General features: G+C 68.9%; 24 protein-coding genes. 13 read left to right on the top strand and 11 right to left on the bottom strand.

Features of this window, described 5'->3' with window-relative positions:
* The 4 genes from ccsB to CVA01_RS08765 all read left to right on the top strand — a co-directional run bounded on the left by ccsB (position 1) and on the right by CVA01_RS08765 (position 3,481).
* Complete coding sequence (gene ccsB, locus CVA01_RS08780; RefSeq protein ID WP_141330104.1) at positions 1 to 1,098, top strand: c-type cytochrome biogenesis protein CcsB; 1,098 nt, start codon at positions 1 to 3, stop codon at positions 1,096 to 1,098.
* 11 nt (positions 1,099 to 1,109) lie between these two features.
* On the top strand, positions 1,110 to 2,186 hold the full coding sequence (rfbB, locus tag CVA01_RS08775) for a dTDP-glucose 4,6-dehydratase (protein ID WP_141330102.1): 1,077 nt from the start codon (positions 1,110 to 1,112) through the stop codon (positions 2,184 to 2,186).
* 142 nt (positions 2,187 to 2,328) lie between these two features.
* Positions 2,329 to 3,048: a hypothetical protein gene (locus CVA01_RS08770; RefSeq protein ID WP_141330100.1), complete on the top strand. Its 720-nt coding sequence runs from the start codon at positions 2,329 to 2,331 to the stop codon at positions 3,046 to 3,048.
* A gap of 37 nt (positions 3,049 to 3,085) precedes the next feature.
* Complete coding sequence (locus CVA01_RS08765) at positions 3,086 to 3,481, top strand: hypothetical protein (protein WP_014011211.1); 396 nt, start codon at positions 3,086 to 3,088, stop codon at positions 3,479 to 3,481.
* Between the two features lie 34 nt (positions 3,482 to 3,515).
* Here the strand turns inward: CVA01_RS08765 and CVA01_RS08760 are convergent, their stop codons facing one another.
* Positions 3,516 to 4,781, bottom strand: a complete 1,266-nt coding sequence (locus CVA01_RS08760) for a fatty acid desaturase family protein (RefSeq protein ID WP_141330098.1) — start codon at positions 4,779 to 4,781, stop codon at positions 3,516 to 3,518.
* Positions 4,782 to 4,817: 36 nt separating this feature from the next.
* Positions 4,818 to 5,948, bottom strand: a complete 1,131-nt coding sequence (locus CVA01_RS08755; RefSeq protein WP_141330096.1) for a flavin reductase family protein — start codon at positions 5,946 to 5,948, stop codon at positions 4,818 to 4,820.
* A gap of 137 nt (positions 5,949 to 6,085) precedes the next feature.
* Here CVA01_RS08755 and CVA01_RS08750 point away from each other — a divergent pair, with 137 nt between their 5' ends.
* Together CVA01_RS08750 and rfbA are read left to right on the top strand one after the other, a co-directional pair.
* Positions 6,086 to 6,772 carry a dTDP-4-dehydrorhamnose 3,5-epimerase family protein gene (locus tag CVA01_RS08750; RefSeq protein WP_170209741.1) on the top strand — a complete coding sequence of 229 codons (687 nt, stop codon included), beginning with the start codon at positions 6,086 to 6,088 and terminating at the stop codon, positions 6,770 to 6,772.
* Positions 6,772 to 7,647, top strand: a complete 876-nt coding sequence (gene rfbA, locus CVA01_RS08745) for a glucose-1-phosphate thymidylyltransferase RfbA (protein ID WP_073884653.1) — start codon at positions 6,772 to 6,774, stop codon at positions 7,645 to 7,647. The genes CVA01_RS08750 and rfbA overlap by 1 nt, the downstream gene beginning before the upstream one ends.
* A 105-nt stretch (positions 7,648 to 7,752) precedes the next feature.
* Here the strand turns inward: rfbA and CVA01_RS08740 are convergent, their stop codons facing one another.
* Both CVA01_RS08740 and CVA01_RS08735 read right to left on the bottom strand, forming a co-directional pair.
* Positions 7,753 to 8,331, bottom strand: coding sequence for an endonuclease domain-containing protein (locus tag CVA01_RS08740; protein ID WP_170209740.1), 579 nt, complete (start codon positions 8,329 to 8,331; stop codon positions 7,753 to 7,755).
* A 352-nt stretch (positions 8,332 to 8,683) separates the two neighbouring features.
* Entirely contained in the window at positions 8,684 to 9,082 is a 399-nt protein-coding gene (locus tag CVA01_RS08735; protein ID WP_014011205.1) for a hypothetical protein, read from the bottom strand.
* A gap of 186 nt (positions 9,083 to 9,268) precedes the next feature.
* Here CVA01_RS08735 and CVA01_RS08730 point away from each other — a divergent pair, with 186 nt between their 5' ends.
* Positions 9,269 to 9,571 carry a DUF4229 domain-containing protein gene (locus tag CVA01_RS08730; RefSeq protein ID WP_141330161.1) on the top strand — a complete coding sequence of 101 codons (303 nt, stop codon included), beginning with the start codon at positions 9,269 to 9,271 and terminating at the stop codon, positions 9,569 to 9,571.
* Here the strand turns inward: CVA01_RS08730 and CVA01_RS08725 are convergent, their stop codons facing one another.
* The 6 genes from CVA01_RS08725 to CVA01_RS08700 all read right to left on the bottom strand — a co-directional run bounded on the left by CVA01_RS08725 (position 9,572) and on the right by CVA01_RS08700 (position 15,258).
* The gene (locus tag CVA01_RS08725) at positions 9,572 to 10,486 is read right to left on the bottom strand and encodes a 1,4-dihydroxy-2-naphthoate polyprenyltransferase (protein ID WP_141330092.1); all 915 of its coding nucleotides are present in this window, start codon (positions 10,484 to 10,486) and stop codon (positions 9,572 to 9,574) included. It abuts the gene before it with no gap.
* Between the two features lie 14 nt (positions 10,487 to 10,500).
* Entirely contained in the window at positions 10,501 to 11,757 is a 1,257-nt protein-coding gene (locus CVA01_RS08720; protein WP_141330091.1) for an AMP-binding protein, read from the bottom strand.
* Positions 11,758 to 11,770: 13 nt separating this feature from the next.
* Positions 11,771 to 12,040: a hypothetical protein gene (locus CVA01_RS08715; RefSeq protein ID WP_041630217.1), complete on the bottom strand. Its 270-nt coding sequence runs from the start codon at positions 12,038 to 12,040 to the stop codon at positions 11,771 to 11,773.
* Positions 12,041 to 12,246: 206 nt separating this feature from the next.
* A complete protein-coding gene (locus CVA01_RS08710) occupies positions 12,247 to 12,531 on the bottom strand; it encodes a hypothetical protein (protein WP_014011201.1) in 285 nt (94 codons plus the stop codon).
* 3 nt (positions 12,532 to 12,534) lie between these two features.
* Positions 12,535 to 13,905: an inorganic phosphate transporter gene (locus CVA01_RS08705; RefSeq protein ID WP_170209739.1), complete on the bottom strand. Its 1,371-nt coding sequence runs from the start codon at positions 13,903 to 13,905 to the stop codon at positions 12,535 to 12,537.
* A 402-nt stretch (positions 13,906 to 14,307) separates the two neighbouring features.
* The gene (locus CVA01_RS08700; protein ID WP_141330087.1) at positions 14,308 to 15,258 is read right to left on the bottom strand and encodes a 1,4-dihydroxy-2-naphthoyl-CoA synthase; all 951 of its coding nucleotides are present in this window, start codon (positions 15,256 to 15,258) and stop codon (positions 14,308 to 14,310) included.
* A 22-nt stretch (positions 15,259 to 15,280) separates the two neighbouring features.
* Between CVA01_RS08700 and CVA01_RS08695 the strand changes: the two genes are divergently transcribed.
* From CVA01_RS08695 to CVA01_RS08670, 6 genes are all read left to right on the top strand, one after another.
* The gene (locus tag CVA01_RS08695) at positions 15,281 to 16,357 is read left to right on the top strand and encodes an o-succinylbenzoate synthase (RefSeq protein WP_041630804.1); all 1,077 of its coding nucleotides are present in this window, start codon (positions 15,281 to 15,283) and stop codon (positions 16,355 to 16,357) included.
* Between the two features lie 66 nt (positions 16,358 to 16,423).
* The gene (locus CVA01_RS08690; RefSeq protein ID WP_141330085.1) at positions 16,424 to 18,748 is read left to right on the top strand and encodes an ATP-binding cassette domain-containing protein; all 2,325 of its coding nucleotides are present in this window, start codon (positions 16,424 to 16,426) and stop codon (positions 18,746 to 18,748) included.
* A 131-nt stretch (positions 18,749 to 18,879) separates the two neighbouring features.
* Positions 18,880 to 20,898 (top strand): 2-succinyl-5-enolpyruvyl-6-hydroxy-3-cyclohexene-1-carboxylic-acid synthase, encoded by a 2,019-nt coding sequence (gene menD / locus CVA01_RS08685; protein ID WP_141330083.1) that lies wholly within the window; start codon positions 18,880 to 18,882, stop codon positions 20,896 to 20,898.
* Complete coding sequence (locus CVA01_RS08680) at positions 20,891 to 21,403, top strand: DUF3592 domain-containing protein (protein ID WP_234946277.1); 513 nt, start codon at positions 20,891 to 20,893, stop codon at positions 21,401 to 21,403. Before menD ends, CVA01_RS08680 begins: the two co-directional genes overlap by 8 nt.
* The gene (locus CVA01_RS08675) at positions 21,400 to 22,557 is read left to right on the top strand and encodes a glycosyltransferase family 4 protein (protein ID WP_170209738.1); all 1,158 of its coding nucleotides are present in this window, start codon (positions 21,400 to 21,402) and stop codon (positions 22,555 to 22,557) included. Before CVA01_RS08680 ends, CVA01_RS08675 begins: the two co-directional genes overlap by 4 nt.
* A 21-nt stretch (positions 22,558 to 22,578) precedes the next feature.
* A complete protein-coding gene (locus CVA01_RS08670) occupies positions 22,579 to 23,274 on the top strand; it encodes a demethylmenaquinone methyltransferase (RefSeq protein ID WP_141330081.1) in 696 nt (231 codons plus the stop codon).
* Here the strand turns inward: CVA01_RS08670 and CVA01_RS08665 are convergent, their stop codons facing one another.
* Positions 23,275 to 24,642, bottom strand: coding sequence for a geranylgeranyl reductase family protein (locus CVA01_RS08665; protein ID WP_170209737.1), 1,368 nt, complete (start codon positions 24,640 to 24,642; stop codon positions 23,275 to 23,277). It lies immediately after the preceding gene.
* Positions 24,643 to 24,714: the final 72 nt, after the last annotated feature.

Below are 24,714 nucleotides of genomic sequence, written 5' to 3'. Positions count from 1 at the left end.
ATGTACGCCAATCAGGGGCTCGCCGAGTTTTCGGACATGGCCTTCAAGACCGCGGTGGTCCTGTACCTCATCAGTCTTGCCGTGTCGCTCGTCTACTACGGCATGCTGCGGTCGGCCACCGAGGCGCGTCGTGAGCGTTCCCGCATCCTCGGGGAGGCCAAGAAGGCGTCCACGAAGCAGAAGGTGGCCGTGGGAGCCGCCGTCGGCGGCGACGTCATCGAGGGCACGGACGTCCCCGACGACGAGAGGAACGATGTCTCGGGTATCGCCTCCGGGTCGATGACCGAGGCGGACCTGCCGAAGACCTTCCAGGTCGAGGCGCTCAAGGCGAAGTTCCGCCGCGCCGACAAGTGGGGCGGGATGACGCAGATGATGGTCTGGCTCACCGCCGCCGTCCACCTGCTCTTCCTGGTGTGCCGCGGTCTGGCCGCGGAGCGTTTCCCGTGGGGCAACCTCTTCGAGTACGTCACCGTCGTCACCGGTATGGCCATCTGCGTGGCCTGCGTGGTGCTCCGCCGTAAGGCGATGCGCGTGCTGTGGCCCTGGATCCTCACGCCGATCATCCTGCTGCTCTTCTACGCCGGCACCGAGCTCTACGCCGATGTCGCCCCGGTCGTCCCGTCCCTGAAGTCCAACTGGTACTGGATCCACGTCTCCACCGTGTCCGTCGGTGGTTCCATCGGTCTGGTCTCCGGTGTGTCCTCTCTTCTCTACGTGCTGCGCCGCAAGCAGCCCAAGGGCAAGGAGCACGGCTGGTTCGGCAAGGTCGTCTCCCCGCTGCCGGACGCCTCGAAGCTGGACGCCCTGGCCTACCGCACCGCCATCTGGACCCTGCCGATCTTCGGCCTGGGTGTGGTCTTCGGCGCGATCTGGGCGCATGCCGCCTGGGGCCGCTTCTGGGGCTGGGACCCCAAGGAGACCGTCTCCCTGATCACCTGGATCCTCTACGCCGCCTACCTGCACGCCCGCGCCACGCCGGGTATGCGCGGTCTGCCGGCTGCGTGGATCAACATCTTCGCCTTCGCGACGATGGTGTTCAACCTCTTCTTCATCAACATCGTCGTCTCGGGTCTGCACTCCTACGCCGGACTGAACTGATACCGCCCCCGATGACGACCTCTCTCGACCGGCCCCGCCGGACCACCCGCCTGCTGGTGACCGGCGGGGCCGGTTTCATCGGTTCCAACTTCGTCCACCGCACGCTGGCGACGCGTCCCGACGTGCACATCACCGTGCTGGACGCCATGACCTACGCCGCGAATCCGGCGAATCTCGCCGGGACCGGTGTCGAGCTCGTCGAGGGGACCGTGGCGGACGCCGCCCTGGTCGACCGTCTCGTGGTGTCCCTTGGTGAAGGCACCGGGGACGCCGGGGGCGCTGCCGTCGTCCATTTCGCGGCGGAGAGCCACAACGACAACGCTCTGCGGGACCCGCTGCGGTTCGTGCGCACCAACACCGAGGGCACTGCGGTGCTCGCCGAGGCCTGTGTACGGCACGGTGTCCACCTGCACCACATCTCCACCGATGAGGTCTTCGGGGATCTGCCGCTGCGCGGGTCCGGGGAACCGGGGTCGGAGGACCGCTTCACGGTGGACACGCCCTACGCGCCCTCGTCGGTGTATTCGGCATCCAAGGCGTCCGCCGATCACCTGGTGCGTGCCTTCGTGCGCAGTCACGGGCTGAGTGCGACGATCTCGAACTGCTCGAACAACTACGGGCCGCGTCAGCACCCGGAGAAGTTCCTGCCCCGGCAGATCACCGGCCTGCTCGACGGCGAGACGCCGCGGCTCTACGGCACCGGCGAGAACGTCCGCGACTGGATCCACGTCGACGACCACAATGACGCCGTCTGGGCGATTCTCGACCGTGGTGTGGCGGGGGAGACCTACCTCATCGGCGCGGACGGCGAGCGCTCCAACCTGGAGTGCGTCCGCGCGCTCAACGGCATCTTCGGGCGGGACGGGGATGACTTCGTCCACGTCACCGACCGTCCGGGTCACGATCTGCGCTATGCCATCGACCCGTCCTCGATGCATGCCCTGGGCTGGACGCCCCGGTTCACCGACTTCGCCGCCGGCCTGGCGGACACCGTGGCCTGGTACCGCGACCACCGGGACTGGTGGGAGACCTCCCGGAAGGACGCCGAGCTCGTCTACCGTGCGACCGAGGACATTCTCGACCCCTGACGGTGCCCTGACAGCGCCCTGACGGTGCCCCCTGACAGCGCCCGGGAGGTGAGATTTCCCGATCCTGTTCCCGAGGTCCTCTCGCAAATGATAGTTTCGCTGCATGACTTATCTCACACGCAGAAAGTAACGAAACGTCCTGATGGCCGGGATCGCCGTTACCGCCCTCGCACTGGCATCCTGTTCCTCTGACGACGATGATTCCTCTGACTCGTCCTCGTCCGACTCCTCAGACTCCTCAGATTCCTCCGCTGCCGGCGACGACACCTCCTCGGATGACTCGTCGTCAGAGGATTCCGGCTCCGGAGACGGCGATCTTGTCGGCGCTCCCGACGGGTTCGACCTCACGGACCCGGGTTCACATCTGAAGAACGGCGAGTCGGCGTATGTCGTCACGCAGCAGGCCGAGTACGAGGGTGAGACCTTCGCGCAGCAGTACTGGAAGATCACCGCCCGGGATTCGACGGAGACGGCCTCCGGTGAGATTCCGCTGGACGACGAGGACGCGGCGGATGTCGACCACTTCATCTGCATGAACTACGACGTCGAGTTCCTGGGGCAGGGCGAGGCCTCCGATCCGGAAAGCCACCAGCTCGTCACGGAGCCGGACATGGGCGCGGTCGACGATGACGGTAACGGTGCCAACTACATCCTCATGGGTGGCAGCGAGGACTGTGACATCCCTGAGGCCGACCTCCTGCCGTCGGATGCCGGAGAGTTGGAGACCGGCAAGGTGTACCGGGGTGCGGTGCGCAGCTGGGAGTCGAAGAGTGATGACGGCATCACGCCGACCGGCCTCAGCTTCACCTACGATGTCGAGTCTGCAGGGCTCGACGATGTCGACGACATCCTCTGGAACTGACCGTCGGTAGCCGGTTGGTCGCGTAGGGTCGGGGGCCATGATGAGACTGAACCGGACCCTCACCCGAACCGCCCTCACCGCGTCCACCCTGGCACTCGCCGGGGCGGCTGTCGCGGCCCTCGGCGCACCGGCCGCATCCGCGGCCCCCGCGTCGACCCCGGACCAGTTCCTCTACCCGCGGTCGGGCCACGTGTACGTCGACCCGACGATGGCACGGGTACTGTCCGCCGTCCCCGTCGGTGCGACCGCCGGCTCTGCGGGGGATGCGCTGGTCACCACCTCCGGACCGTCCACGACGGTGGCGGTCCTCAGCACTGTCCAGCACGTGATCGACGGACCGGTCCGCCAGGCCGCCGGGACCAACGCCGGGGTGGACGTGAACTGGCAGGTGGGACCCGGAGGGACGCTCGTCAACCAGACCGCGATCCACTGAGGAGTTCCGCGCGTCCTCCCCGGCGTCCTCCCGCCTACGCCAGGATCTTCGGTCGGGCCTTCTTCAGCAGCGCGAGTCCCTTGCGCAGTTGCCGGTGACCGGTCTGCGCCGCGATCTCCGGGTTGTCGGTGAACGCCGCGTCTGACCGGACCTCCGGGGCGTTCGAGGCCTTCGCCCGCAGCATCGAGTTCGGCAGGGACAGCTTGAGCAGCGTCTTCTGCACCTGCAGGAACTGCCTGGGGAAGCTGTCGGTGTTGTACGGCAGCCCGTACTCCTCGGCGATGGCCTGCACCTCCTTGGCGATCTCGTCGAGGTGGTTCGACGGCATGTCGGGGAAGAGGTGGTGCTCGATCTGGTAGTTGAGGTTGCCGGACATGAGCGTCAGCACCTTGCCGCCGTGGAAGTTTGCCGAGCCGAGCATCTGGCGCAGGTACCAGTCACCGCGGGACTCCTCGTCCAGCGTCCGCTTGGTGAACGTCTCCACGTCATCGGGGAAGTGGCCGCAGAAGATCACCGCATAGGCCCACACATTGCGCATGAGGTTCGCCACGAGGGCAGCCTGTCCGGCCGCCTTGGCGCGCTTCTTCGCCGAGGCGCGGCGTCCTCCCTTCTTGCCGAGGAGGAGGCCGACGCCGGCGGCGACGGCGGGAAAGGCGACGTAGTCCTTGCCCCACTGCTTGCCGACCTTGAGGACGGTCTCGACGAGCCGCGGCTTCGTCTCCTCCCAGGTCTGCTTCTTGGCGAAGTAGCGGCCGAGCTCGACATCGTAGAACCCCACGGCAAGCTCGAAGAGGGACGCCAGGATGACATTCGTCACCGGCTGCATCAGGGTGGACGGCTTCCACTTCCGGTCACGGGTGACGCGCAGGATGCCGTAGCCGATGTCGTTGTCCATGCCGACGATGTTCGTGTACGTGTGGTGCACCACGTTGTGGGAGTGCTTCCACCCCGAGGAGGGGCCGGTGTTGTCCCACTCCCAGGTCGACGAGTGGATCTCGGGGTCGTTCATCCAGTCCCACTGGCCGTGCATGACGTTGTGGCCGATCTCGAGGTTCTCGAGGATCTTGGCCACACCGAGCACCGCGGCGGCGGGCATCGCGATGGCGGGGGACGCGACGGTGCCGGCCCGGGCGGCGAGGTCGAGGCCACGCTGGGTGCGGATGAGCCCCTTGATGTAGCCGGCGTCCTTGGCACCGAGGGAGTCGCGGTGCTTCTTCTCGAGCGCGGTGAGTCGGCGTCCGATCTCCTCGATGTCCCTGTCGGTAAGGTGGGCGTAGGCGGTGATGTCCTGAACAGCCATGTTTTTCTCCTTGATCGGGCTTGGTTGAGATCGGACTCAGTTGACGGCGATGGCGAGTGGGCCGGAGGGGACGGAACAGCAGGTGCGGATCTGCTCGCCGGGGCCGTAGACCGCCCCGTCGCGCAGGTCGACGGCGGTGCCGTCCGTCACCGCTGTCACACAGGTGCGGCAGATACCCATCCGGCAGCCGTGGATGAGCGGGACGCCGGCGGCTTCCGCGGCGTCGAGGATGGTCGTTGTCCCGGTGGAGGACGTCGTGACCCCAGTGCTGCCGAGGACGATCTCGCCGCCGAGATCGGCGGGATCGACGGAGCCGGGCAGGTCGGTGGCGTGGAAGCTCTCGGTGCGGATGTCGGGGATGACGGTGCGTAGGTCGTCGAGCAACGGGGTCGGGCCGCAGGCCAGGGTGACCCGCTCGGCGAGATCCGGGACGAGGTCGGGGATGTCCTCGGCGTGGAGCCGCCCGGCGGTGGCGGAGTCCCGGTGGATGAGAGTGTATCCGGGCTGCTCCGCTGCGAGGGCGGTGAGCTCGTCGCCGAACGGGGCGGCGGGGGTGGTGGCACGTTCCGAGTGGACGTGCACGACGTCCGGGAAGGTACCACCTGCTGTGCCACCTGCTCTGGCCTCCTGGTCGAGCCAGCGCAGGATGGACATGACCGGGGTGACGCCGGCGCCGGCGGTGACGAACAGGATCTTCTCGGGCACGGGATCGGGCAGGTGGAAGTCGCCGCCGGGGGCGGAGAGCCGGATGATGCGGCCCGGACGCAGTCGGTCGGCGATGCGTGTCGACATGGTGCCGTCGGGGACCGGCTTCACCGAGATGGTGAGTCGACGTTCGCTGCGGTGCAGGCGGTCGCCGGTGAGCTCGGGGGCATTGGTCAGCGAGTAGCAGCGCCAGGTCCACCGGCCGTCGATCTGCAGGCCGAGGCCGATGAACTGGCCGGCCTGGAAGCGGGTGAAGGAGCGTCCGGCACCGGGGCCGGGCTCGATGGTGACGGTGGTGAAGTCGTCGTGGCGGTCCACGGCGGTGACGCGTCCTCGGATCTCGCGGCCGAACAGCGGGTTGAAAAGGCCGGCGTAGTCGGTCGGCAGCAGTGGGGTGGTGAAAGGCTCGGTGAGCTCAGCCAGGCGGCCCAGGCGGGCGGCCATTCGGTTGTTGATTCTCACGGGGGTCCTCCGTCGGTGTTCGTCTCGGAGATTGACATTGTAGGCCATCAAAAATATGTATTCCAATATGAGGCTAAAAGCAGAAGAAGATCGGTGCGTCGGGGACGTGTCCGGGGGAGCGGCTAAACTCTGTGGTCATGAGTGAGTTCAGTGGCATCCCTGACGAACCCGGAATCTACGGTCTTCCCCTGTCCGGTACCTGGGTGAACACCCCCAGGATCTTCCCTGACGACCGCGGCACCTTCCTCGAGTGGTTCCGGGCGGACGCCGTCGCCGAGAAGCTCGGCTACCCCCTCGACCTTCCCCAGGCGAATCTGTCCACCTCCGTCGAAGGCGTCGTCCGCGGTATCCACTACGCCGATGTCCCGCCCGGACAGGCCAAGTACGTCACCTGTGTGGCGGGCCGGATTCTCGATGTCATCGTCGATCTGCGCCGGGGCTCCACCACCTTCGGGCGCCATATCGTCGTCGAGCTCTCCGCCGAGAACCGCCGTGGCCTGTACCTGCCGGTGGGCATGGGGCACGGATTCGTCGTTCCGGAGGGGTCCGGTCCGGCGACGGTCTGTTACCTCGTCTCCGAGAGCTACAACCCGGACGCCGAACACGGCGTGAACCCGCTGGACCCGAAGCTCGGCATCGACTGGTCGGTCGCCGGGTTGGCGGATTCTGATCTGGTCCTGTCCGACAAGGACCGGGACGCGCCGGGCTACCGCGAGGTCGAGGCGTCCCTCCCGAGTTACTCCGAGTGCCGCGGCTGGGAGCAGGAGCTCCGCCACGACTGGGAGGCCGCCACAGCGGAAGCCGAGGGCTGGGAGGGGGAGTGATGCGCGGCATCATCCTCGCCGGCGGCACCGGGTCGCGGCTGAGTCCGATCACCCTGGGCGTGTCGAAGCAGCTCGTGCCGGTCTACGACAAGCCGATGGTCTACTACCCGCTGACCACCCTGATGCTCGCCGGCGTCCGCGAGATCCTCGTCATCACGACCCCCGAGGACAACGACCAGTTCCGACGCCTGCTCGGCGACGGTTCCCAGTTCGGGGTGTCCATCGACTACGCGGTGCAGGAGAAGCCGAACGGGCTGGCCGAGGCGTTCATCCTCGGGGCGGACTTCATCGGCGATGAGCCGGTGGCGCTGGTCCTCGGTGACAACATCTTCTACGGTGCCGGTCTGGGTACGCAGCTGCGCCGCTTCCACGAGGTCGAGGGTGGCGCCATCTTCGCCTACTGGGTACGCGATCCGTCGGCCTACGGTGTGGTGACCTTCTCCGCCGACGGTACGGCGACCTCACTGGAGGAGAAGCCGGAGCAGCCGCAGTCGAACTACGCGGTGCCCGGGCTGTACTTCTACGCCCCGGACGTGGTCGGCATCGCCCGGTCGCTGAAGCCCTCGCCCCGCGGTGAACTGGAGATCACCGACATCAACCGCGCCTACCTGGAGCGCGGTGACCTGCAGGTCGAGATCCTGCCGCGCGGTACGGCCTGGCTGGACACCGGCACCGTCGACAATCTCATGGCCGCCGGCGACTTCGTCCGCACCATCGAGCAGCGTCAGGGCCTGAAGATCGGGTGTCCCGAGGAGGTCGCCTGGCGGATGGGCTTCATCGGGGACGCCGGTCTCGCCGCTGCAGCCGTCGCCCACGGCAAGTCGGCCTATGCGTCCTACCTCTGTGAGCTCCTGGAGCGCGGCAAGGACCGGTAGGGGTCTGCGCTGATCGTTCACCCGGGGTGCATCCTGGCACGAGAGGTACGGGGAACGTACCTGCAGTGCCAGGGTGTGCAGATGGTGAATGCCCGGGCACCAGGGTCAGGACGCCACCCCGGGCATCCGTAGCAGGTCCAGCGCAACCTGCACCGCGGCACGCACGGCACGACGGACTGAAGCGACACCGATATCCGCCCGGTTGAACCGGAGCACTTGCCGCCCCTCGGACTCCAGCTGTCGGTCGATCGCCTTGTCTCTGGCCCGCACGTCAGGAGAATCGTGTGAGGCACCGTCGTAGTACAGCGCGATCTTCAGCTCCGGGCACGCCAGGTCAGGGGCAGTACCGCCCCACCGGCCGCGGCCGAGATCGAGCTGGGACACCCACCGGTATCCCGGCGGAAGACACTCCAGCACCAGCAGCCGGAGAACCGTCTCCATGGGGGATTCCGCACCGCCGTCAGACAGGTCGAGCACGGTGGATAGTCGGGCCGCGGCGATCCGGATCTTCGCCGCGGCCCTGACGGCGTCACACTCCACGCCGGTGCTGTGCCGGAAAGCATCGACCAGTTGGACCCCGCAGATCAGCTCGGACCTCATCTGCGGGATACCGAGGGCCCGCCATCTGTGCCGGCCGTCGAGCACCGAGGATAGACACTGGACGACGGCGGTCGGGGCGTCCACCACCATGAGGTCGGGTCTCTCCGAGGGGGAGGGACGACACGGCCGGGAGCGACAATGGTCCACTCCCGGTCAAGTGTCCTCCGCGGAATCTCTCCGGACGCCGACAACCCGGCACGCTTTCTGGGAAGGACGGAGGTGAGGTCGTGATTGACGTGGGGGTTCGGGTCCGATGCAGAAGTCATACCCTGTTGGACTCCCGACAGGGCGCTGTGGTCCATTCACAACGAGTTCACCCTGGCATGGGAGGTACGGGGAGTGCACCTGTCATGCCAGGGTGAACTGGGGGTTAGTGCTGTGGGGTCGCTGGGGGCCGGTAGCTGGGCCCGAGGTCAGGCGGACTCAGTCCCCGGAATCAGGCCCCGGCTGAACCGGCCGACCCCGCCGCGCCGGGCTCCTCGGGATCCTGGCGGTCCTGACGTGACGTGTCCGGTCGCTCGGCCCGGGCCTGCGTCTCGGCGTCCTCCGCACGTTTCTCCGCCTCGGCGGCACGCCGTTCAGCGTCCTTCGCCCGGGCCTCGGCACTGCGCAGACTCTCCTCCGCGAGCCGCTCCTTCTCCCGCTGGGCCTTGAAGCGCTCCTTGCGGATCTCCCACATGAAGTCAGGGTCATCATCCGGGCCCTTGACCTCCTTCTTCGGGGTCTTGTCCAGGGAACGCCGACCGTTGACGCGGTCGCCCGACCCTGGCCCGAAAGCACGCCACAGGACGATCACGGTGACGATCACGAGGATGAGGATGATGAGCCGGCCCACGGCGGGACCCTCCTTGCGTACTGGTCGCGTACTGGTCTGGAAGTACAGGTGCGGTGTGACCCTCCATGCTACGGGATTGGGAGGGGACGCAGCGACGAACGTACAGTGGCAGTCGTGAACGACAGTGCTAACGACAGCGTGAATGAGACTGTGAACGAGACCGTCAACGACACCGACTCCGCCGATCTGGCCCCCGGCAAGCTCGGCGGCGCGGGCTGGCGCGACATCGTCCTCTACGGACTGGCACGCCTGGTGCTGTTCATTGTGCTGACCGTCGTCATCCAGCTCATCGCCGTGCTGCTGGGCATGGGACAGTCCTTCCCCCTGGCGATCAGCGCCCTGCTGGCGCTGATCATCGCCTTCCCGCTGTCGATGTTCTTCTTCAAGGGACTGCGGCTTCGGGTCAACGAGCACCTCGCCGTCCGGGACGCCGGTCGCCGCGCCCACAAGGACCAGATGCGTGCCCAGCTCGAGGAACGGCTGGACTGACTACACCAGCAGCATCGCGATGAACATCGCGACCGACCACACCAGCATCGCCCGCCCGGTGGTCCCCAGCACCGGGATCAGCTCCTTACCGGTCGCGCCCTGCACCACGGGCAGCGCGGCGACGATGAGCAGCGGCACGGCGATCAGCCCGATGAGCGCGGCGATCCCCGCACCGGCCAGCGCCAGCGTCATCACCACGGAGACGACGAGCAGCGAGACGTAGAGGATCCGGGTCCCCCGGTCGCCGAGGATCACGGCGAGCGTCGTCTTCCCGGCGACCGCGTCGGTCGGGATGTCACGCAGGTTGTTGGTCAGGTTCACCGCCGCGGACAGGGAACCGATGCCCACCGCCAGCGCCAGACCGACCCACGACACCTTCCCGGCCTGGGTATACTCGGTGCCGAGCACGGCGACCAGCCCGAAGAAGATGAACACGGCGACCTCGCCGAGCCCCCGGTAGCCGTAGGGGTTCTTACCGCCGGTGTAGAACCATGCCGCGAGGATGCACACCGCACCGGCGATGATCAGCCACCAGCTCGACGCCAGCGACAGTACGATTCCCGCGACCCCGGCCACGCCGAAGCACAGGAAGGCGGCGTACTTCACGCGCGTCGGCGGGACCAGTCCGGAGCCGGTCAGCCGCAGCGGGCCGGTCCGGTCGTCGTCGGTGCCACGGATGCCGTCGGAGTAGTCGTTGGCGTAGTTCACGCCGATGATCAGGGCCATGGCGACGATGACGGCGAGGATCGCCCGCCACCAGGACGCCCCGTCGTCCCAGATGGCCGCGCCCGTGCCGGCGAGGACGGGGGCGATGGCATTGGCCCAGGTGTGTGGGCGCGCGCCGGTGAGCCAGTCCCGCGGGGTGGCGCCGGACGCTGTGGAGGCTGCAGCGGCTGCAGCAGAGGGGTCAGACATGACCCTCACTGTAGTCAGTCGCCGGACGTGCCCCGCACAAGCTCCTGCAGGACGCCACGGACCGTCCGCCGGTCGAGCTTCCCGGGACCGGTGAGCGGCAGGACACCGGTCGTGAAAGCCCGCCTGGGTATCAGGTGTGACGCCACGTCGGCGTCCTTCATCCGGGCGCGCAGGGACGCCGTGCAGTCGGTTCCCGCTGCACTCTCTGCGCCACCGCTCTCCACGAGTACGGCGACGATCTCGCCCCACTCGTCATCGGGTACACCGACCGCACAACAGGACAGCCCGACCGAGGCCACGGCCGCCTCCACCTGCTCGGGCAGGATCTTCAGTCCTCCGGAGTTCACCGCGCCGTCGGCGCGTCCCAGGACCGTGAGGACGCCCCCCTCGACCCGTCCCAGATCGGAGGTGCGGAACACGCCGGGAGCGGGGAAGGCGTCCGCCGCGACCGTCGGATCCAGGGAGCAGGTGACGCGGTACCCGTCGGCCACCGAGGGGCCGTGCAGGGCCACGCGACCGACCCCGGCGTCATCGGGATCCACGCTCTCGACGGTGTACCCGGGCAGCGGTTCACCGTTGTAGAGCACACCGCCGGAGGTCTCGGAGGAGCCGTAGGTCAGCAGGACGCCCACCCCCAGCTCCCCACACCGTGCGACCACGGCCGGGGGAGTGGGACCGCCGCCGACGAGGACCGCGGCATAGCGGCCCAGGGCAGCGGACCCCTCTGCAGAGTCCAGCACCCGGACCAGCTGGGTCGGGACCAGGGACGTGTACAGCGGCAGGCCGGGGTGGGCGTCCGCGAGGGCGGTGGTGGCGGCGCAGAAGGCGTCCACCCGGAACGGTCCCCCGGAGGAGTCGAGGACCGCAGGCTCGAATCCGGCGTCGAGACTGCGCAGGATGACCATCGTCCCGGCGATGTGGTGCGGCGGCAGGGCCAGCAGCCACGGGCCGGGGCCGGCGCCCAGCCGGTCCGCGATGAAGGAGGCCGAGGCACTGATCGCGGCACGGACCCCGTCGGTCCGCAACAGTGCGCCCTTCGGGGTGCCGGTGGACCCGGAGGTGCAGGCGATGAGGGTGCCGGGCTCCGTGGGGCGTGCTGCACCGTCGGTACGGTCAGCGCCCATCAGCTCAGTCAGGGAGTCGCCGGCGGCGTCGGGGGAGACGGGGAGCAGGGCGCGGCGTCCTGCCAGGAAATCCCGGTAGGCGGGCAGTGCGGCGCGTACGCTCGTGCTGTCCAGCGTGACCGGGAGGGATTCGAGCGGGAGATTCACATCTCCGACGCTACTACCGGGAGAGCAGTCCGAAACTGTCGACGTAGTCGAAGGCGAGCATCTCCTCGAAGGGGGAGGCGTCGCGGTCGAAGAGGGTGGCGAAGGATTCGCGCACGTCCGACTCGGATGCGGGGGTGTGGCCCCGGTCGATGAGGTGGGCGACGATGTCGGTCGCCCCGGGACGCGACGGGAGGACGCCCAGAACGGTGCCGGCGGCGCCGTCTGTGCCTCCGTTGACGGGGGAGAGGTACCAGTCGAGGATCCTGGACAGTGGGTTGTACATGGGCTTTCACTCCTTCCACGCCGTACGTGGATGGGCAGGTCGGTGCAATGAGTTTTACCGAGGGTAAGCCCTATTGTGGGAAACGTCAAACAATTGGCGTAAAAAACCAGCTCACCGGGCATGCCGGTGAGCTGGTCGGGTGCGGACCGGGTGCGTGACTACCGATGGTCCGCAAGTCTGTGCGGGGATGCGGCCCCCGGGTGCCGTCAGTGTCCGGAGGATCCTCCGGTGCCGAAGATGTCCCAGCCGAAGGCGTCGTAGAGGCGTCCCTGGGTGATCCACAGCAGGCCGATGACCACGGCGACGATGATGACCAGGAAGATCAGGCCGGCGACAGCACGCTGCCAGCCGGGGATGTGCTGGGAGGGGTGACCCTCGACGCCCTGCGCCGGAACGCTGAGGCGGATACCGAGACCGAAGAGGACGGGGATGCCGGCGCCGAGGATGATGCCGGCGATGATGACCTGGAGGAGGTCGCTGAGGAGTTCCATGGTCTAGACGTCCTTCCGGTTGGTGGAGGTGTCGATGCCGGCGGAGGTATCGACGAAGTGGGCCGGGTCGTGGACCCCGGCGGTGGCGCCGGAGAGTGTGCGTCCGGCAGTGGTCGCCAGGTCGCTGGATTCGGTGGCGGCGAGGGCGGAATCGGAGTGCCCCTCGGCCGGAGCGAGACCGTGCTCGTCCCAGTCGGCGTTGACGTTGTCGGCGTGGACCGGCTGCTTGCGGGCCCTGACGATGATCAGGCCGACGACGATGAGCAGGATGACGAAGGCGGCGATGGCGCCACCGGCGGTGTTGGTGAGGTTCGCGGTGCCGTGGGAGACCTGCCAGATGCAGTAGGAGACCAGGGCGGCGATCGGGAGGGTGGTCACCCAGGCCATGGCCATGCGACCGGCAACGCCCCAGCGGACGTCGGCGCCCGGGCGTCCGACGCCGGCGCCGAGGATGGAACCGGTGGCGACGTGGGTGGTGGACAGGGCCATACCGAAGTGGGCGGAGGTGAGGATGATTGCGGCGGAGGACGCTTCTGCGGCCATGCCCTGAGGGGAGGAGATCTCGACCAGGCCCTTACCGAGGGTGCGGATGACGCGCCAGCCACCGGAGTAGGTGCCGGCGGCGATGGCGAGGGCACAGCAGAGAGTGACCCAGAAGGGCATGTTCGCGGCGGCGTCCAGGTGGCCGGAGGCGACGAGGGCGAGGAAGATGACGCCCATCGTCTTCTGCGCGTCGGAGGTGCCGTGTGCGAGGGCGACGAGGGAGGCGGAACCGATCTGGCCGATGCGGAAGAGGCTGTCGCGCTCGGTCTCACGGGTGCGCTTCGTGGCGCGGTAGATGCCGTAGGTACCGATGGCAGAGACGATGCCGGCGATGAACGGTGCGGCGAGGGCGGGGACGAGGATCTTGTCGACGACGCCGCCCCACTCGACACCGGAGAAGCCCAGGGCGCCGATTGCGGCACCGATGAGGCCGCCGAACAGGGCGTGGGAGGAGCTGGACGGCAGGCCGAGGAGCCAGGTGAGAAGATTCCAGACGATGCCGCCGATCAGGCCGGAGAAGACGACCAGCAGGAGTTTGTCTGTGGAGGCCACGTCGGAGAGGTCGAAGGCGTCGAGGTCGACGATGCCTTTCGCCACTGTCTTGGCCACCTCGACGGAGAGGAAGGCTCCGACGAGGTTGAGGCCGCCGGCGAGTGCGACGGCGACCTTCGGCTTGAGTGCGCCGGTGGCGATGGAGGTGGCCATCGCGTTGGCTGTGTCGTGGAAGCCGTTGGTGAAGTCGAACGCCAGGGCAGTCCCGATCACTAGGATGAGGATCAGTACTTCGGTAGTCACCCGAGAAGAATCCCTCTTATCGGCCGGAATTTCCATCCCCTGCCGGGCCGGGGGTGCCGGTGGAGGTGGTAGGTGAACCTCAGGGAAACGCTCGGCGACGCCGTGACGATGACGGCGCATCTGTGCAGGTCACAGTATGTTTGTGAATACGACCCGCGATGGGCACGGGGAATAGTGGGATTCTCCCACGGAATATATGCAGGTCAGCAATTCGATGATCCGCGGAATACTCCCGGTTCCCGTTGTCCGTGGTTCATGATCTGTTCATGTCGGGCGGGTGGCGCCGCCGGCCGGGCGGCCGGGGCCCCGCCGGGGGAGATGATCTGCGTCACTGCGCCGGGCCGGGCAGAATGTGACAAACTTCACAACCTCAGGGTCTGTCTTTCCGCCCCGCGGCGGCGGGTCGGGGTGGACGGACGCTGCGTCGGTAGTAGTGCGTCAGTAGTAGTACGGGAACTCATCCCAGTTCGGGTCCCGCTTCTCCAGGAAGGCGTTCTTACCCTCCACCGCCTCGTCGGTCATGTAGGCCAGTCTGGTCGCCTCGCCGGCGAACACCTGCTGGCCCATCAGCCCGTCATCGGTGAGGTTGAAGGCGAACTTGAGCATCCGCTGCGCCGTCGGGGACTTCGTGTTGATCGCCTGCGCCCACTCGATGGCGGTGTTCTCCAGCTCGGCATGGTCGACGACCTCGTTGACCGCGCCCATCTGCATCATCCGCTCGGCATCGTAGGTCCGGCCGAGGAAGAAGATCTCGCGGGCATTCTTCTGGCCGACCTGCTTGGCCAGGTAGGCGGAACCGTAACCGGCGTCGAAGGATCCCACGTCGGCGTCCGTCTGCTTGAACTTCCCGTGCTCACGGGACGCCAGGGTCAGGTCGCAGACGACGTGCAGGGAGTGTCCGCCACCGGCGGCCCAGCCGTTGACCAGGCAGATGACGACCTTCGGCATGGTGCGGATGAGGCGCTGCACCTCGAGGATGTGCAGGCGTCCTCCCTCGGCCTTGACGCGGGCGGCATCCACCGAGGACGCGTCGGCGTGCTCGACGTCCGAGTCGTGGGCGGTGGCGTACTGGTAGCCCGAGCGGCCACGGATGCGCTGGTCACCGCCGGAGCAGAAGGCCCAGCCGCCGTCCTTCGGGCTGGGGCCGTTGCCGGTGAGCAGAATGGTGCCGACGTCGGGGGAGCGGCGGGCGTGGTCGAGGGCGCGGTAGAGCTCGTCGACGGTGTGCGGGCGGAAGGCATTGCGCACCTCCGGGCGGTCGAAGGCGATACGGACGATGCCGTTGGTGCGCCCTTCACCGACGTGGCGGTGGTAGGTGATGTCGTCGAAGTCGAAGCCGGGGACGTCGCGCCACAGGTCCGGGTTGAAGGGGTTGCTCTGTTCTGTCATGCGGCCATCGTAGGCTGTGGGCATGTCACTGCACTCCCTTCCTTCCCTTTCCGAGCTCACCGACCGCGCCCGCGTGGTGACCTGCCCGCTGCGGGTGCCCTTCCGGGGCGTCACCGAGCGCGAGATCATGCTCATCGAAGGGCCCGACGGCTGGGTCGAGTGGTCGCCGTTCCTGGAGTACGGCCCGGAGGAGGCGTCCCGCTGGCTGCGTTCGGCGTTGCTTCTGGGGTGGGACGCTGAGTCGTTGCGGCCCGCCGGTTCCCGCGTCCTGCCGTCCGTGGAGGTCAATGCCACGGTGCCGGCGGTGGACGTGTCGGCTGACCCGGATCTCGTGCCCGCGCTGCTGGACCGCTACCCGGGGTGCACGACCGTGAAGGTGAAGGTCGCGCAGCAGGGGCAGACGCTGGCCGATGACGTGGCCCGTGTTCGTGCGGTCCGCGAGGCCCGGCCCGGGATCGCCGTCCGGGTGGACGCCAACACGGGCTGGAGTGTCGACGAGGCCTTCGCCGCCGCCGTGGCGTTGACCGACCCCTCCCAGGGCGGTGGACCGCTGGACTACATGGAGCAGCCCTGTGCGACCGTGGAGGAGCTGGCGGAGCTCAGGCGTCGACTGGGCTCGCGCGGGATGATGGTGCGGATCGCCGCCGACGAACTGATCCGCAAGGCCTCCGATCCGCTGGCCGCGGTGCAGGCCGGTGCGTGTGATGTGGCGGTGCTCAAGGCCGCGCCGTTGGGCGGGGTGGACCATGTGCGGGCCATCGCCGAGGAGGTGGGGCGGTACGGCGTCGCCGTGACCGTGTCCTCCGCTCTGGAGTCCGCAGTGGGCATGTACGCCGGGCTGCTTGCCGTTGCGACACTGCCGGGCTACGAGGACGATGATGAGATGGTGGTCCATCCGCAGGCGGCGGGCCTGGCGACCGGGTCGCTGTATGCCGAGGAGGTCTGCGCGCCGCGTCAGATCGTCGACGGACGCCTCGCGGTCGAGCAGTGCGTCCCGGAGGACGCCCGGCTGGACGCACTGGCGTCCCCGGCCGCACGGCGCGACTGGTGGTTCGACCGGCTGGCGGCGTCCTACCAGGTGCTGGCCGAGACCCACTGATCCACCGCCCCTCCCCGGGATGACACCCCGGCGGGGAGGCCCACACTTTCCGGCATACTTGGCCGGGTGAACGCCGAGACCAGCACCGCGTCCCTGCCCGACACCCACGACACGATCCGCGTCCGCGGAGCCCGCGTCAACAACCTGAAGAACATCGACGTCGACCTGCCGAAGCGGAGGCTGACCGTTGTCACCGGCCTGTCCGGATCCGGCAAATCCTCCCTCGTCTTCGGCACCGTCGCCGCCGAATCCCGGCGCCTCATCGACGAGACCTACAGTGCCTTCATCCAGGGATTCATGCCCTCCCTGCCGCGACCCGACGTCGATGAACTGACCGATCTGACCGCCGCCGTCATCATCGACCAGGAGCGCATGGGCGCGAACTCCCGCTCCACCGTGGGTACCGCGACCGACGCATCCACCACCCTCCGCCTCCTCTTCTCCCGCCTGTCCGAGCCCTACGTCGGCTCCGCCAAGGCGTTCTCCTTCAACCTGCCTGACGGCTGGTGCCCGACCTGTGAAGGCTCCGGAACGGTCGCTGACCTGGACCTGGCGTCCTTCCTGGATGAGACGAAGTCCCTCAACGAGGGGGCGATCGAGGCGCCCGGCTTCGGTGTCGGCGACTGGTACTGGTCGTCCTACGCCTCCAACGGCCGGCTCGACCCCGACCTGCCGGTGAAGGACTACAGCGACGAGGACCGCGAGTTCTTCCTCTACGCCCCGACGCAGAAGATCAAGGTGGCGAAAGAGGACAACAACGGCTTCTCCACGCTCACCTTCGACGGGCTGGTGACCCGTATCCGCCGCCTGTGGATCGACCGCGACACCCCGCCGAAGCAGAAGAACATCGTGGCCTTCGTCGAGAAGATCAGCACCACCGGACAGTGCCCGTCCTGTCACGGCGCGCGACTGTCCGAGGCCGCCCGCACCGCCACCGTCGCCGGGAAGACGCTTCCGGAATGCTCGGCGATGCAGGTCGGGGACCTCCTGGACTTCCTCACGGGGGTGGACGCCACGTCCGTCGGCCCGGCACTGACCACCCTGACCGACCAGCTCGCCGCGCTGGTCTCCGTCGGCCTCGGCTACCTCAGCCTCGACCGCCCCGCGGGCACACTGTCGGGTGGTGAGGCCCAGCGGGTGAAGATGATCCGGCACCTCGGCTCGGCACTGTCGGACGTCACCTATGTCTTCGACGAGCCGACCGTCGGCCTGCACCCGCACGACATCACCCGGATGAACACACTGCTCACCGACATCCGCGACAAGGGCAACACAGTTCTCGTCGTCGAGCACAAACCCTCGGTGATCCGTGCCGCCGACCTAGTCGTCGACCTGGGACCGGGCTCCGGCGACCACGGTGGCGAGGTGGTGTTCACCGGGACGCCGGAGGAGCTGGAGGAGGCGTCCACCGTCACCGCAGAGTCCCTGCACCAGGGGCTGTCGCTGCGGGATACGGTGCGACCGGGCCGTGGCATACTCCCGGTGGGGCCGGTGACGCTGAACAACTTGGTCGACGTTTCCGTCGATATCCCGCTGGGCACCCTCACGGTGCTCACCGGTGTGGCCGGGTCGGGGAAGTCCTCGCTGGTCACCGGTGGCCTGGTCGGCCGCGACGGTGTGGCGGTCGTCGACCAGTCCGCTATCAGGGGTTCACGGCGTTCCACCCCGGCGACGTACACCGGGATGCTCGACGACATCCGCAAACTGTTCGCCCGTCGCAACAGGGACGCCGGGGCGACTGCCTCGATGTTCAGCCCGAACTCCGACGGGGCCTGTCCCACCTGCCACGGTCAGGGTGTGGTCTACACCGATCTGGCGATGATGACGGGCGTCTCGGCGCCCTGCGAGGACTGTGCCGGGCGCCGTTTCCGGCCCGAGGTGCTGGAGTACCGCGTCGCCGGACGTGACATCTCTGAGGTGCTCGACATGACGGTGGCGGAGGCGTCCACCTATTTCACGCAGGACGCCCCCTCGAAGCCCGTCGCCGCGGCACTGTCCCTGCTGCGCCAGGTCGGGCTGGACTACCTGCGTCTCGGGCAGCCGCTGACGACACTGTCCGGTGGTGAGCGACAGCGGCTGAAGCTGGCGTCCCGCATCGACGGGGACGCCCCGGTGATCGTCCTCGATGAGCCGACCACCGGCCTGCACCTGGCGGACACCGCGACCCTGGTGGAGATGATGCAGAACCTGGTGGACGCCGGGCACACGCTCGTCGTCATCGAGCACAACCTCGCGGTCATCGCCGCCGCCGACCACATCATCGACATCGGGCCGGGCGCGGGGCACGACGGTGGGCAGGTCGTGTTCGAGGGCTCGCCGGCGGAGCTGGTGTCTGCCTCTGCGCAGTCAGCCAACCTGACCGGCCGCTACCTGGCCGCCGCCGTGCACTGATTGTCTGTCGGCATCCCGTCCTACAGCGCGGCATCTCATCGTGTCGCTTCAGCCGCGGTACCCGACAGCACGGGATGCCACTGCGACGAAGGGGATGCCACCGGGAAGTGCTGCGGGTCAGGGTCGGCTGAATGCCCGGTCAGGGGGTGACGGCGGGTAGCGTCAGGGGTGTGACTGACGAACGCCCTGAGCACGACCCCGAGCACGATAGCGAGCACGACATCGAGCACGATAGCGAGCACGACATCGAGCACGACATCGAGCACGACGCAGCCCCCGCCACCGCCGGAGACCGCACCATCACCCCGGCGACTGTTGTCGCGGCCGTGATCGTCGACGAGCTGGTGCGCGCCGGGGTCCGTGAGGCTGTCGTCTGCCCCGGGTCCCGCTCTGCGGCGCTGGCCCTGGCACTCGCCGAGGCCGACCGCACCCACCGGCTGCGCCTGCACGTCAGGACCGACGAGCGCTCGGCGTCCTTCCTGGCACTGGGTATGGCCCGACGCAGTGGTCGCCCGGTCCCGGTCCTCATGACCTCGGGAACCGCCGTGGCGAACTGTCTGCCGGCGATGGTGGAGGCCACCGCGTCCGGCGTCCCGCTGCTCATCCTCTCCGCGGACCGCCCGGTCAGCTACCAGGGCACCGGCGCGAACCAGACCATCGCGCAGTCGGGCATCTTCGGAGCGCACGCTGTCGACTCCGTGAGTCTCGCCGCCGCACTGCACGACCGGCCCGACCACCGGGAGGTCCGCACGGTCGTCGACCGCGTCGTCACCTCGGCACTCGACCTGTTCGGCGGGGGCGTGCGCGCCGGGGGAGTGCAGCTCAACGTGCACTTCGTCGAGCCGCTGGTACCGGGGTCGACCGCCGATGTGTCGCTGGCCGCGCGGATCGCCGTCGAGGAACTCACCGGCAGTGCAGAGAACACCGACACCCCCTGGCGAGGTGCCGCCCGGCCCGTCAACGCCCTGCCCCGCAGTGCCGCCCCGGTGAGGGCCGTGCTCCCGGAGTCCCCGGTCGTCACGGTCGACCTGTCGAAGCGCACCCTGGTCATCGTCGGCGATGTCCGCGACCGCACCTGGGCCACCCGTATCCTCGACACGCTCGCTGACGTCCCCGCCATCGCCGAGCCGACGGCGCCGTCCCCGGGCACTCCGGTGCACCCGGCGGCTGCCGGCCTGTTCAGCGGCACCGTCTCCGAAGACAGTGCAGCGGCGGCAGCAGCACAGACCGTGCAGCTGCGTCCCGAGCAGATCGTGCTCGTCGGACGCCCCACCCTGCACCGCAGTGTCTCCCGCCTGCTCGCCGACCCGCAGGTCCGTGTGGTCGCGCTGACCGACCGGGAAGTCATCCCCGACCTGGCGCACACGGTCCGCGAGTGGGGACGCGGCGTCGCCCTCACCGGTGAGCACCCCGCCGGCTGGCTCACGGTCTGTGAGGCCGCCAGCGGGGTCGCCGTCGACGTGATGCAGGACCTGCTCGCGGGCGAGGACTTCACCGGTCTGCACGTCGCCGCCGCAGTCACCGACGCCCTGCGGGACGGGGACGCCCTGGTCCTCGGCGCGTCCTCCGCCGTCCGCGACGCCTCGCTCGCCGGGCTGCCCTTCGAGGGTGTGTGGGCGGTCTCCAACCGCGGTGCCGCCGGCATCGACGGCACCGTCTCCACCGCCGTCGGCGTGGCCCTGGCCCACGCCAGTGAGCACCCGGAGCTGGTCCGTGCCCCGCGCACCGTCGCGCTGATGGGTGATCTCACCGTGCTGCACGACATGAACGGTTTCACCGTCGGCCCCGGGGAGCCGCGCCCCGACAACCTCGTGGTCGTGGTCTCCAACGACGACGGTGGCGCGATCTTCGAGACCCTCGAGGCCGGCAACCGGGGGCTGCGCACCTTCGACGACGGGGCGGACGCCTTCGACCGCGTCTTCGGCACCCCCACCGGAGTCGACCTGGGGGCACTGTGCGAGGGACATGGTGTCGCGCACCGACGGGTCGATGACCTGCAGGAACTCATCGCAGCCCTCGACGAGCATGCCGAGGGGTACACCGACGGCCTGCTCGTCATCGAGGCCGCGGTCCAGCGGGCACCGCGTGCCGCCCTGCACGCCGCACTGCGGGAGCAGACGACGCTGGCCACCGGTGGACGCCGTGACTGACGACGCGCAGGTGAACACGGCAGAACCGGCCGGGGGGCGACGTCGCAACAGGTGGCGTCACCCGGTCGCCAACATGCTGGACCTGCCGCGTCCACCCCGCGCCACGGTGCGCCGGCGACTGGTCCAGGTGCTCCTGGCCGTCTACCTGCTCGCCTGCGTCGTCTGCGGATCCCTCGTCGTCACGGCGGCGATCAGTGACTGGCGTATCAGCCATGACCGTGGCAGCGCCACCGCGGAGGTCCTGTCGACCGGGTCGAAGACCCTCGTGCGTTTCCCCGACGACCAGGGCCGCTACCACTCCCCGGGCACGGGGCTGAAGTACCCGGGCGGTCTCGAGGTCGGTGACCGGGTGAAGGTCGAGTACCAGCGCGACGACCCGGATAATGTGAAGGTCGCTGGCCGCGCCTGGACCCTCGCCTTCCTCCCGGCGATCTCCTCCTGGGCGGTCTGTTCGGTCATCGCCGCGCTGCTCGCGGGTGCGGTGCGCTGGTGGTTCCGGCGATGACCGGCCCCGGTACGCTGCGCGTCGCCGTCGTCGCCGAGAGCTTCCTTCCCCAGGTCAACGGAGTCGTGAACTCGGTCCTGCGGATCCTCGAGCATCTCCGCCGCTCCGGCCACGAAGCGTTCGTCATCGCCCCCGGCGTCGCCCGTCGGGACCGGCGGGAAGGGCGGGAACCGGTGACGCACTACGAGGGCTTCCCCGTGGTCCGTGTCCCGGCACTGTATCTGCCCCGCATTCCGTCACTGTCGATCGGCGTGCCCTCCCCGGCCCTGGCCACCGCACTGCGCCGGTTCCGCCCGGATGTGATCCACCTGGCCAGCCCCTTCGTGCTCGGCGCCGGGGGAGCAGTCGCGGCCGCGGCACTGCGCATCCCGACCGTGGCGGTCTACCAGACCGACGTCCCCGGCTATGTCGACCAGTACGACCTGGGGTTCATCCGCCCGGCACTGCGGGCCGGCGCGTGGGAGGTCGTCCGCCGGATCCACAACCACGCCGCGGTCACTCTCGCCCCGTCCTCGGCGACAGCCGCGATGCTCACCGACCACGGCGTCCGCCGCGTCCGTCGGTGGGCCCGCGGGGTGGACGCCGACCTGTTCCACCCCGACCGGCGCAGCAATGACCTGCGTCGGCGCTGGGACCCCTCGGGCACCCGCACGCTCGTCGGCTATGTCGGACGCCTCGCCAGTGAGAAGAACGTCCAGCGGCTGCGCGTCCTGGCCGTCGACCCCACGATCCGCCTGGTCATCGTCGGCGACGGCCCCGAACGGCACGCCCTGGAGGACCTCCTGCCGGACGCGGTGTTCACCGGTGAACTCCGCGGTACCGGCCTCGCCGAGGCGTACGCCAGCCTCGACGTCTTCGTTCACCCCGGAGAGTTCGAGACCTTCTGTCAGGGCATCCAGGAGGCCCTCGCCTCCGGGGTCCCCACCGTCGGTCCCGCGGCCGGCGGACCGCTGGACCTCGTCGACCCGGGGGTGAACGGTGAACTGCTGGACGTGGCGTCCTTCGAGCAGGATCTGCCGGATGCCGTGGCCCGCCTCTCAGGGCCCGACCACGACCGGATGGCGGACGCCGCGCGGGCCGGGGTGCTGCACCGGACCTGGCCCGCACTGTGCGGTGAACTGGTGGAGGTGTACCGGGGCGTGCTCGGCGGGTGACAGCCACTAGAGTGGTCTGACATGTCGCGAGCCAGCCTGGAGAAGGATCCGCACGACGTCGCCTCGATGTTCGACGCCGTCGGTAAGAACTATGACCTCACCAACACCGTCCTGTCCTTCGGGCAGGACCGGTTGTGGCGGAAGCGCACCCGTCGGCGCCTCGGCCTCGGCCCCGGTGACAAGGTCCTCGACCTCGCCGCCGGAACCGCGGTCTCCACGGTCGAGCTCGCCGAGTCCGGCGCCTGGTGCGTGGCCTGTGACTTCTCCCAGGGCATGCTCGCCGCCGGCCGCGACCGGGACGTGCTGAAGGTCTGCGGCGACGGCATGAACCTGCCCTTCGCCGACAACACCTTCGATGCCGTCACCATCAGCTTCGGCCTGCGCAATATCGTCGACCCCGCCGCCGGCCTGCGGGAGATGGCCCGGGTCACCAAGCCCGGCGGGAAGCTCACCGTCTGTGAGTTCTCCACCCCGGTCGTCCCGGTGTTCTCCACGGTCTACAAGGAGTACCTCATGCGGGCGCTCCCGGCGGTGGCGAAGGCCGTGTCCTCCAATGCGGAGGCCTACGTCTACCTCGCCGAATCCATCCGCGCCTGGCCGGAGCAGGAGGAGCTGGCGACCATCGTCAACGACAACGGCTGGGAGGGCTGCGGCTGGCAGAACCTCACCTTCGGCATCACCGCGCTGCACAGCGCGACGAAGCCGCTGGACGCCTGATCAGGCGCCGAACAGGGGGCGGGACTCCGGGTGCCGGAACCGGTCGTGACCGACCGAGAGTTTCCCGGCGGTCAGCCATGCCCGCGCCGTGAGATCCCGGTCCTCCGGGGTGACGAGGTTGCCCATCAGCCGGGTGGCCGCACCCATCAGCCGCGGGGCCAGGGGGCCACGGAACCCCAGCGGACCGACCGCGGACAACAGCCCCGGCATCGTCAGCAGGGTCGCGGCGCGTCGGGCGAGCGAGAAGGCGTCCCCGTAGCGTCCGCGCAGGTGGGTAGGCCAGATGTCGGCCAACCCGCGGGGGGTACGGGCGGCGTCCGGCAGGTACTCCACGAGATCCTGGGCGGATTCGAGGGCGTAGTCGATGCCCTCACCGTTGAGCGGGTTGACGAGCGCGGCGGTGTCTCCGACGGCGGCCCAGTTCACTCCGGCGACGCGGGTCACCGCACCACCCATCGGCAGCAGCGCCGAGGCGATGTCCTCCGGCTCGCCGAGTTCCCACTCGCCACGCACCTGGTCGGCGTAGTGGGTGAGGAGCTTCTTCACGTTGACCTTCGCGGGACGCTTCGACGTGGACAGGGCGCCGCACCCCAGGTTCACTCCCTTAGCGTCGCTCCCGCCCGTGGCGTCCCCGAGGGGGAATATCCAGCCGTAGCCCGGCTGTGCGGTGCCCTCAGCGTCCCGCAGCTCGAGGTGTGAGTGGATCCACGGGTCATCGCCGCGCGGGGTGGGGCAGTAGGAGCGGGCGGCGATCCCGTGCACCATGCCGCGCAGCCACTGCACCCCGAGCTTCCGGGCGATCCCGCTGCGCACCCCCTCAGCCAGCACGAGGGTGCCGCAGCGGACGGTGCGCTCCTCGCGTCCCCGCCGGAAGGTGACGGACTCCACGACGCCTGCGGTGGACGCCCCGGTCAGTGTCACGTCCACGGCCTTCCACCCGGTGACGACGCGGGCGCCGGCGTCCGCCGCGAAGTCGAGCAGCGCAGCGTCCAACTGTGTGCGGGGGACCGCCGACCCCCGCGGCGGGAAGGCCGGCAGGTCAGGCCAGGGGGTCGTCACGGAGCCGCCGAACCCGTGGAGGGCGAGGCCGCGGATCGAGGGGCGCCCGGCAAGGACGCCGGTGGTGCCGGTGCGGGGGGACGTCGCCGCCGGGTCCCCGCCCCAGAGTCGGGTCAGAGCGTGGACGGCACGCGGGGTGAGCCCGTCGCCGCAGGTCTTGTCACGGGGGAAATCCTGCATGTCGACGACCGTGACGTCCATCCCGGCCAGGGCGGCCGTGGCTGCTGTCGCGGCTCCGGCGGGGCCGCCTCCGATGACGAGGAGGGGGCAGTCGGTCGGGAGCTCGCCGGAAGGCTCGGAGGTGTTCACAAGGGGACATTGTGGCACGGGAGCGGGGCGGCGGTATAGGAACCACGGCCGTTGCTGGGATATGGTTGGTCG

Origin of the sequence: Corynebacterium variabile, assembly GCF_006539825.1 — a bacterium.
Taxonomy (GTDB): domain Bacteria; phylum Actinomycetota; class Actinomycetes; order Mycobacteriales; family Mycobacteriaceae; genus Corynebacterium; species Corynebacterium variabile.
This window is presented reverse-complemented; position numbering and strand designations above follow the sequence as displayed.

Bases quoted from the DNA above. Each gene is read 5' to 3' on its own strand.
- CVA01_RS08675 (WP_170209738.1), top strand. From the start codon at position 21,400: ATGACCGGCCCCGGTACGCTGCGCGTCGCCGTCGTCGCCGAGAGCTTC.
- CVA01_RS08695 (WP_041630804.1), top strand. From the start codon at position 15,281: ATGTCACTGCACTCCCTTCCTTCCCTTTCCGAGCTCACCGACCGCGCC.
- CVA01_RS08770 (WP_141330100.1), top strand. From the start codon at position 2,329: ATGGCCGGGATCGCCGTTACCGCCCTCGCACTGGCATCCTGTTCCTCT.
- CVA01_RS08670 (WP_141330081.1), top strand. From the start codon at position 22,579: ATGTCGCGAGCCAGCCTGGAGAAGGATCCGCACGACGTCGCCTCGATG.
- CVA01_RS08725 (WP_141330092.1), bottom strand. From the start codon at position 10,486: ATGTCTGACCCCTCTGCTGCAGCCGCTGCAGCCTCCACAGCGTCCGGC.
- CVA01_RS08710 (WP_014011201.1), bottom strand. From the start codon at position 12,531: ATGGAACTCCTCAGCGACCTCCTCCAGGTCATCATCGCCGGCATCATC.
- CVA01_RS08705 (WP_170209739.1), bottom strand. From the start codon at position 13,905: ATGGAAATTCCGGCCGATAAGAGGGATTCTTCTCGGGTGACTACCGAA.
- menD (WP_141330083.1), top strand. From the start codon at position 18,880: ATGCCCGGTCAGGGGGTGACGGCGGGTAGCGTCAGGGGTGTGACTGAC.
- rfbB (WP_141330102.1), top strand. From the start codon at position 1,110: ATGACGACCTCTCTCGACCGGCCCCGCCGGACCACCCGCCTGCTGGTG.
- rfbA (WP_073884653.1), top strand. From the start codon at position 6,772: ATGCGCGGCATCATCCTCGCCGGCGGCACCGGGTCGCGGCTGAGTCCG.
- CVA01_RS08750 (WP_170209741.1), top strand. From the start codon at position 6,086: ATGAGTGAGTTCAGTGGCATCCCTGACGAACCCGGAATCTACGGTCTT.
- CVA01_RS08760 (WP_141330098.1), bottom strand. From the start codon at position 4,781: ATGGCTGTTCAGGACATCACCGCCTACGCCCACCTTACCGACAGGGAC.
- ccsB (WP_141330104.1), top strand. From the start codon at position 1: ATGTACGCCAATCAGGGGCTCGCCGAGTTTTCGGACATGGCCTTCAAG.
- CVA01_RS08765 (WP_014011211.1), top strand. From the start codon at position 3,086: ATGATGAGACTGAACCGGACCCTCACCCGAACCGCCCTCACCGCGTCC.
- CVA01_RS08715 (WP_041630217.1), bottom strand. From the start codon at position 12,040: ATGTACAACCCACTGTCCAGGATCCTCGACTGGTACCTCTCCCCCGTC.
- CVA01_RS08700 (WP_141330087.1), bottom strand. From the start codon at position 15,258: ATGACAGAACAGAGCAACCCCTTCAACCCGGACCTGTGGCGCGACGTC.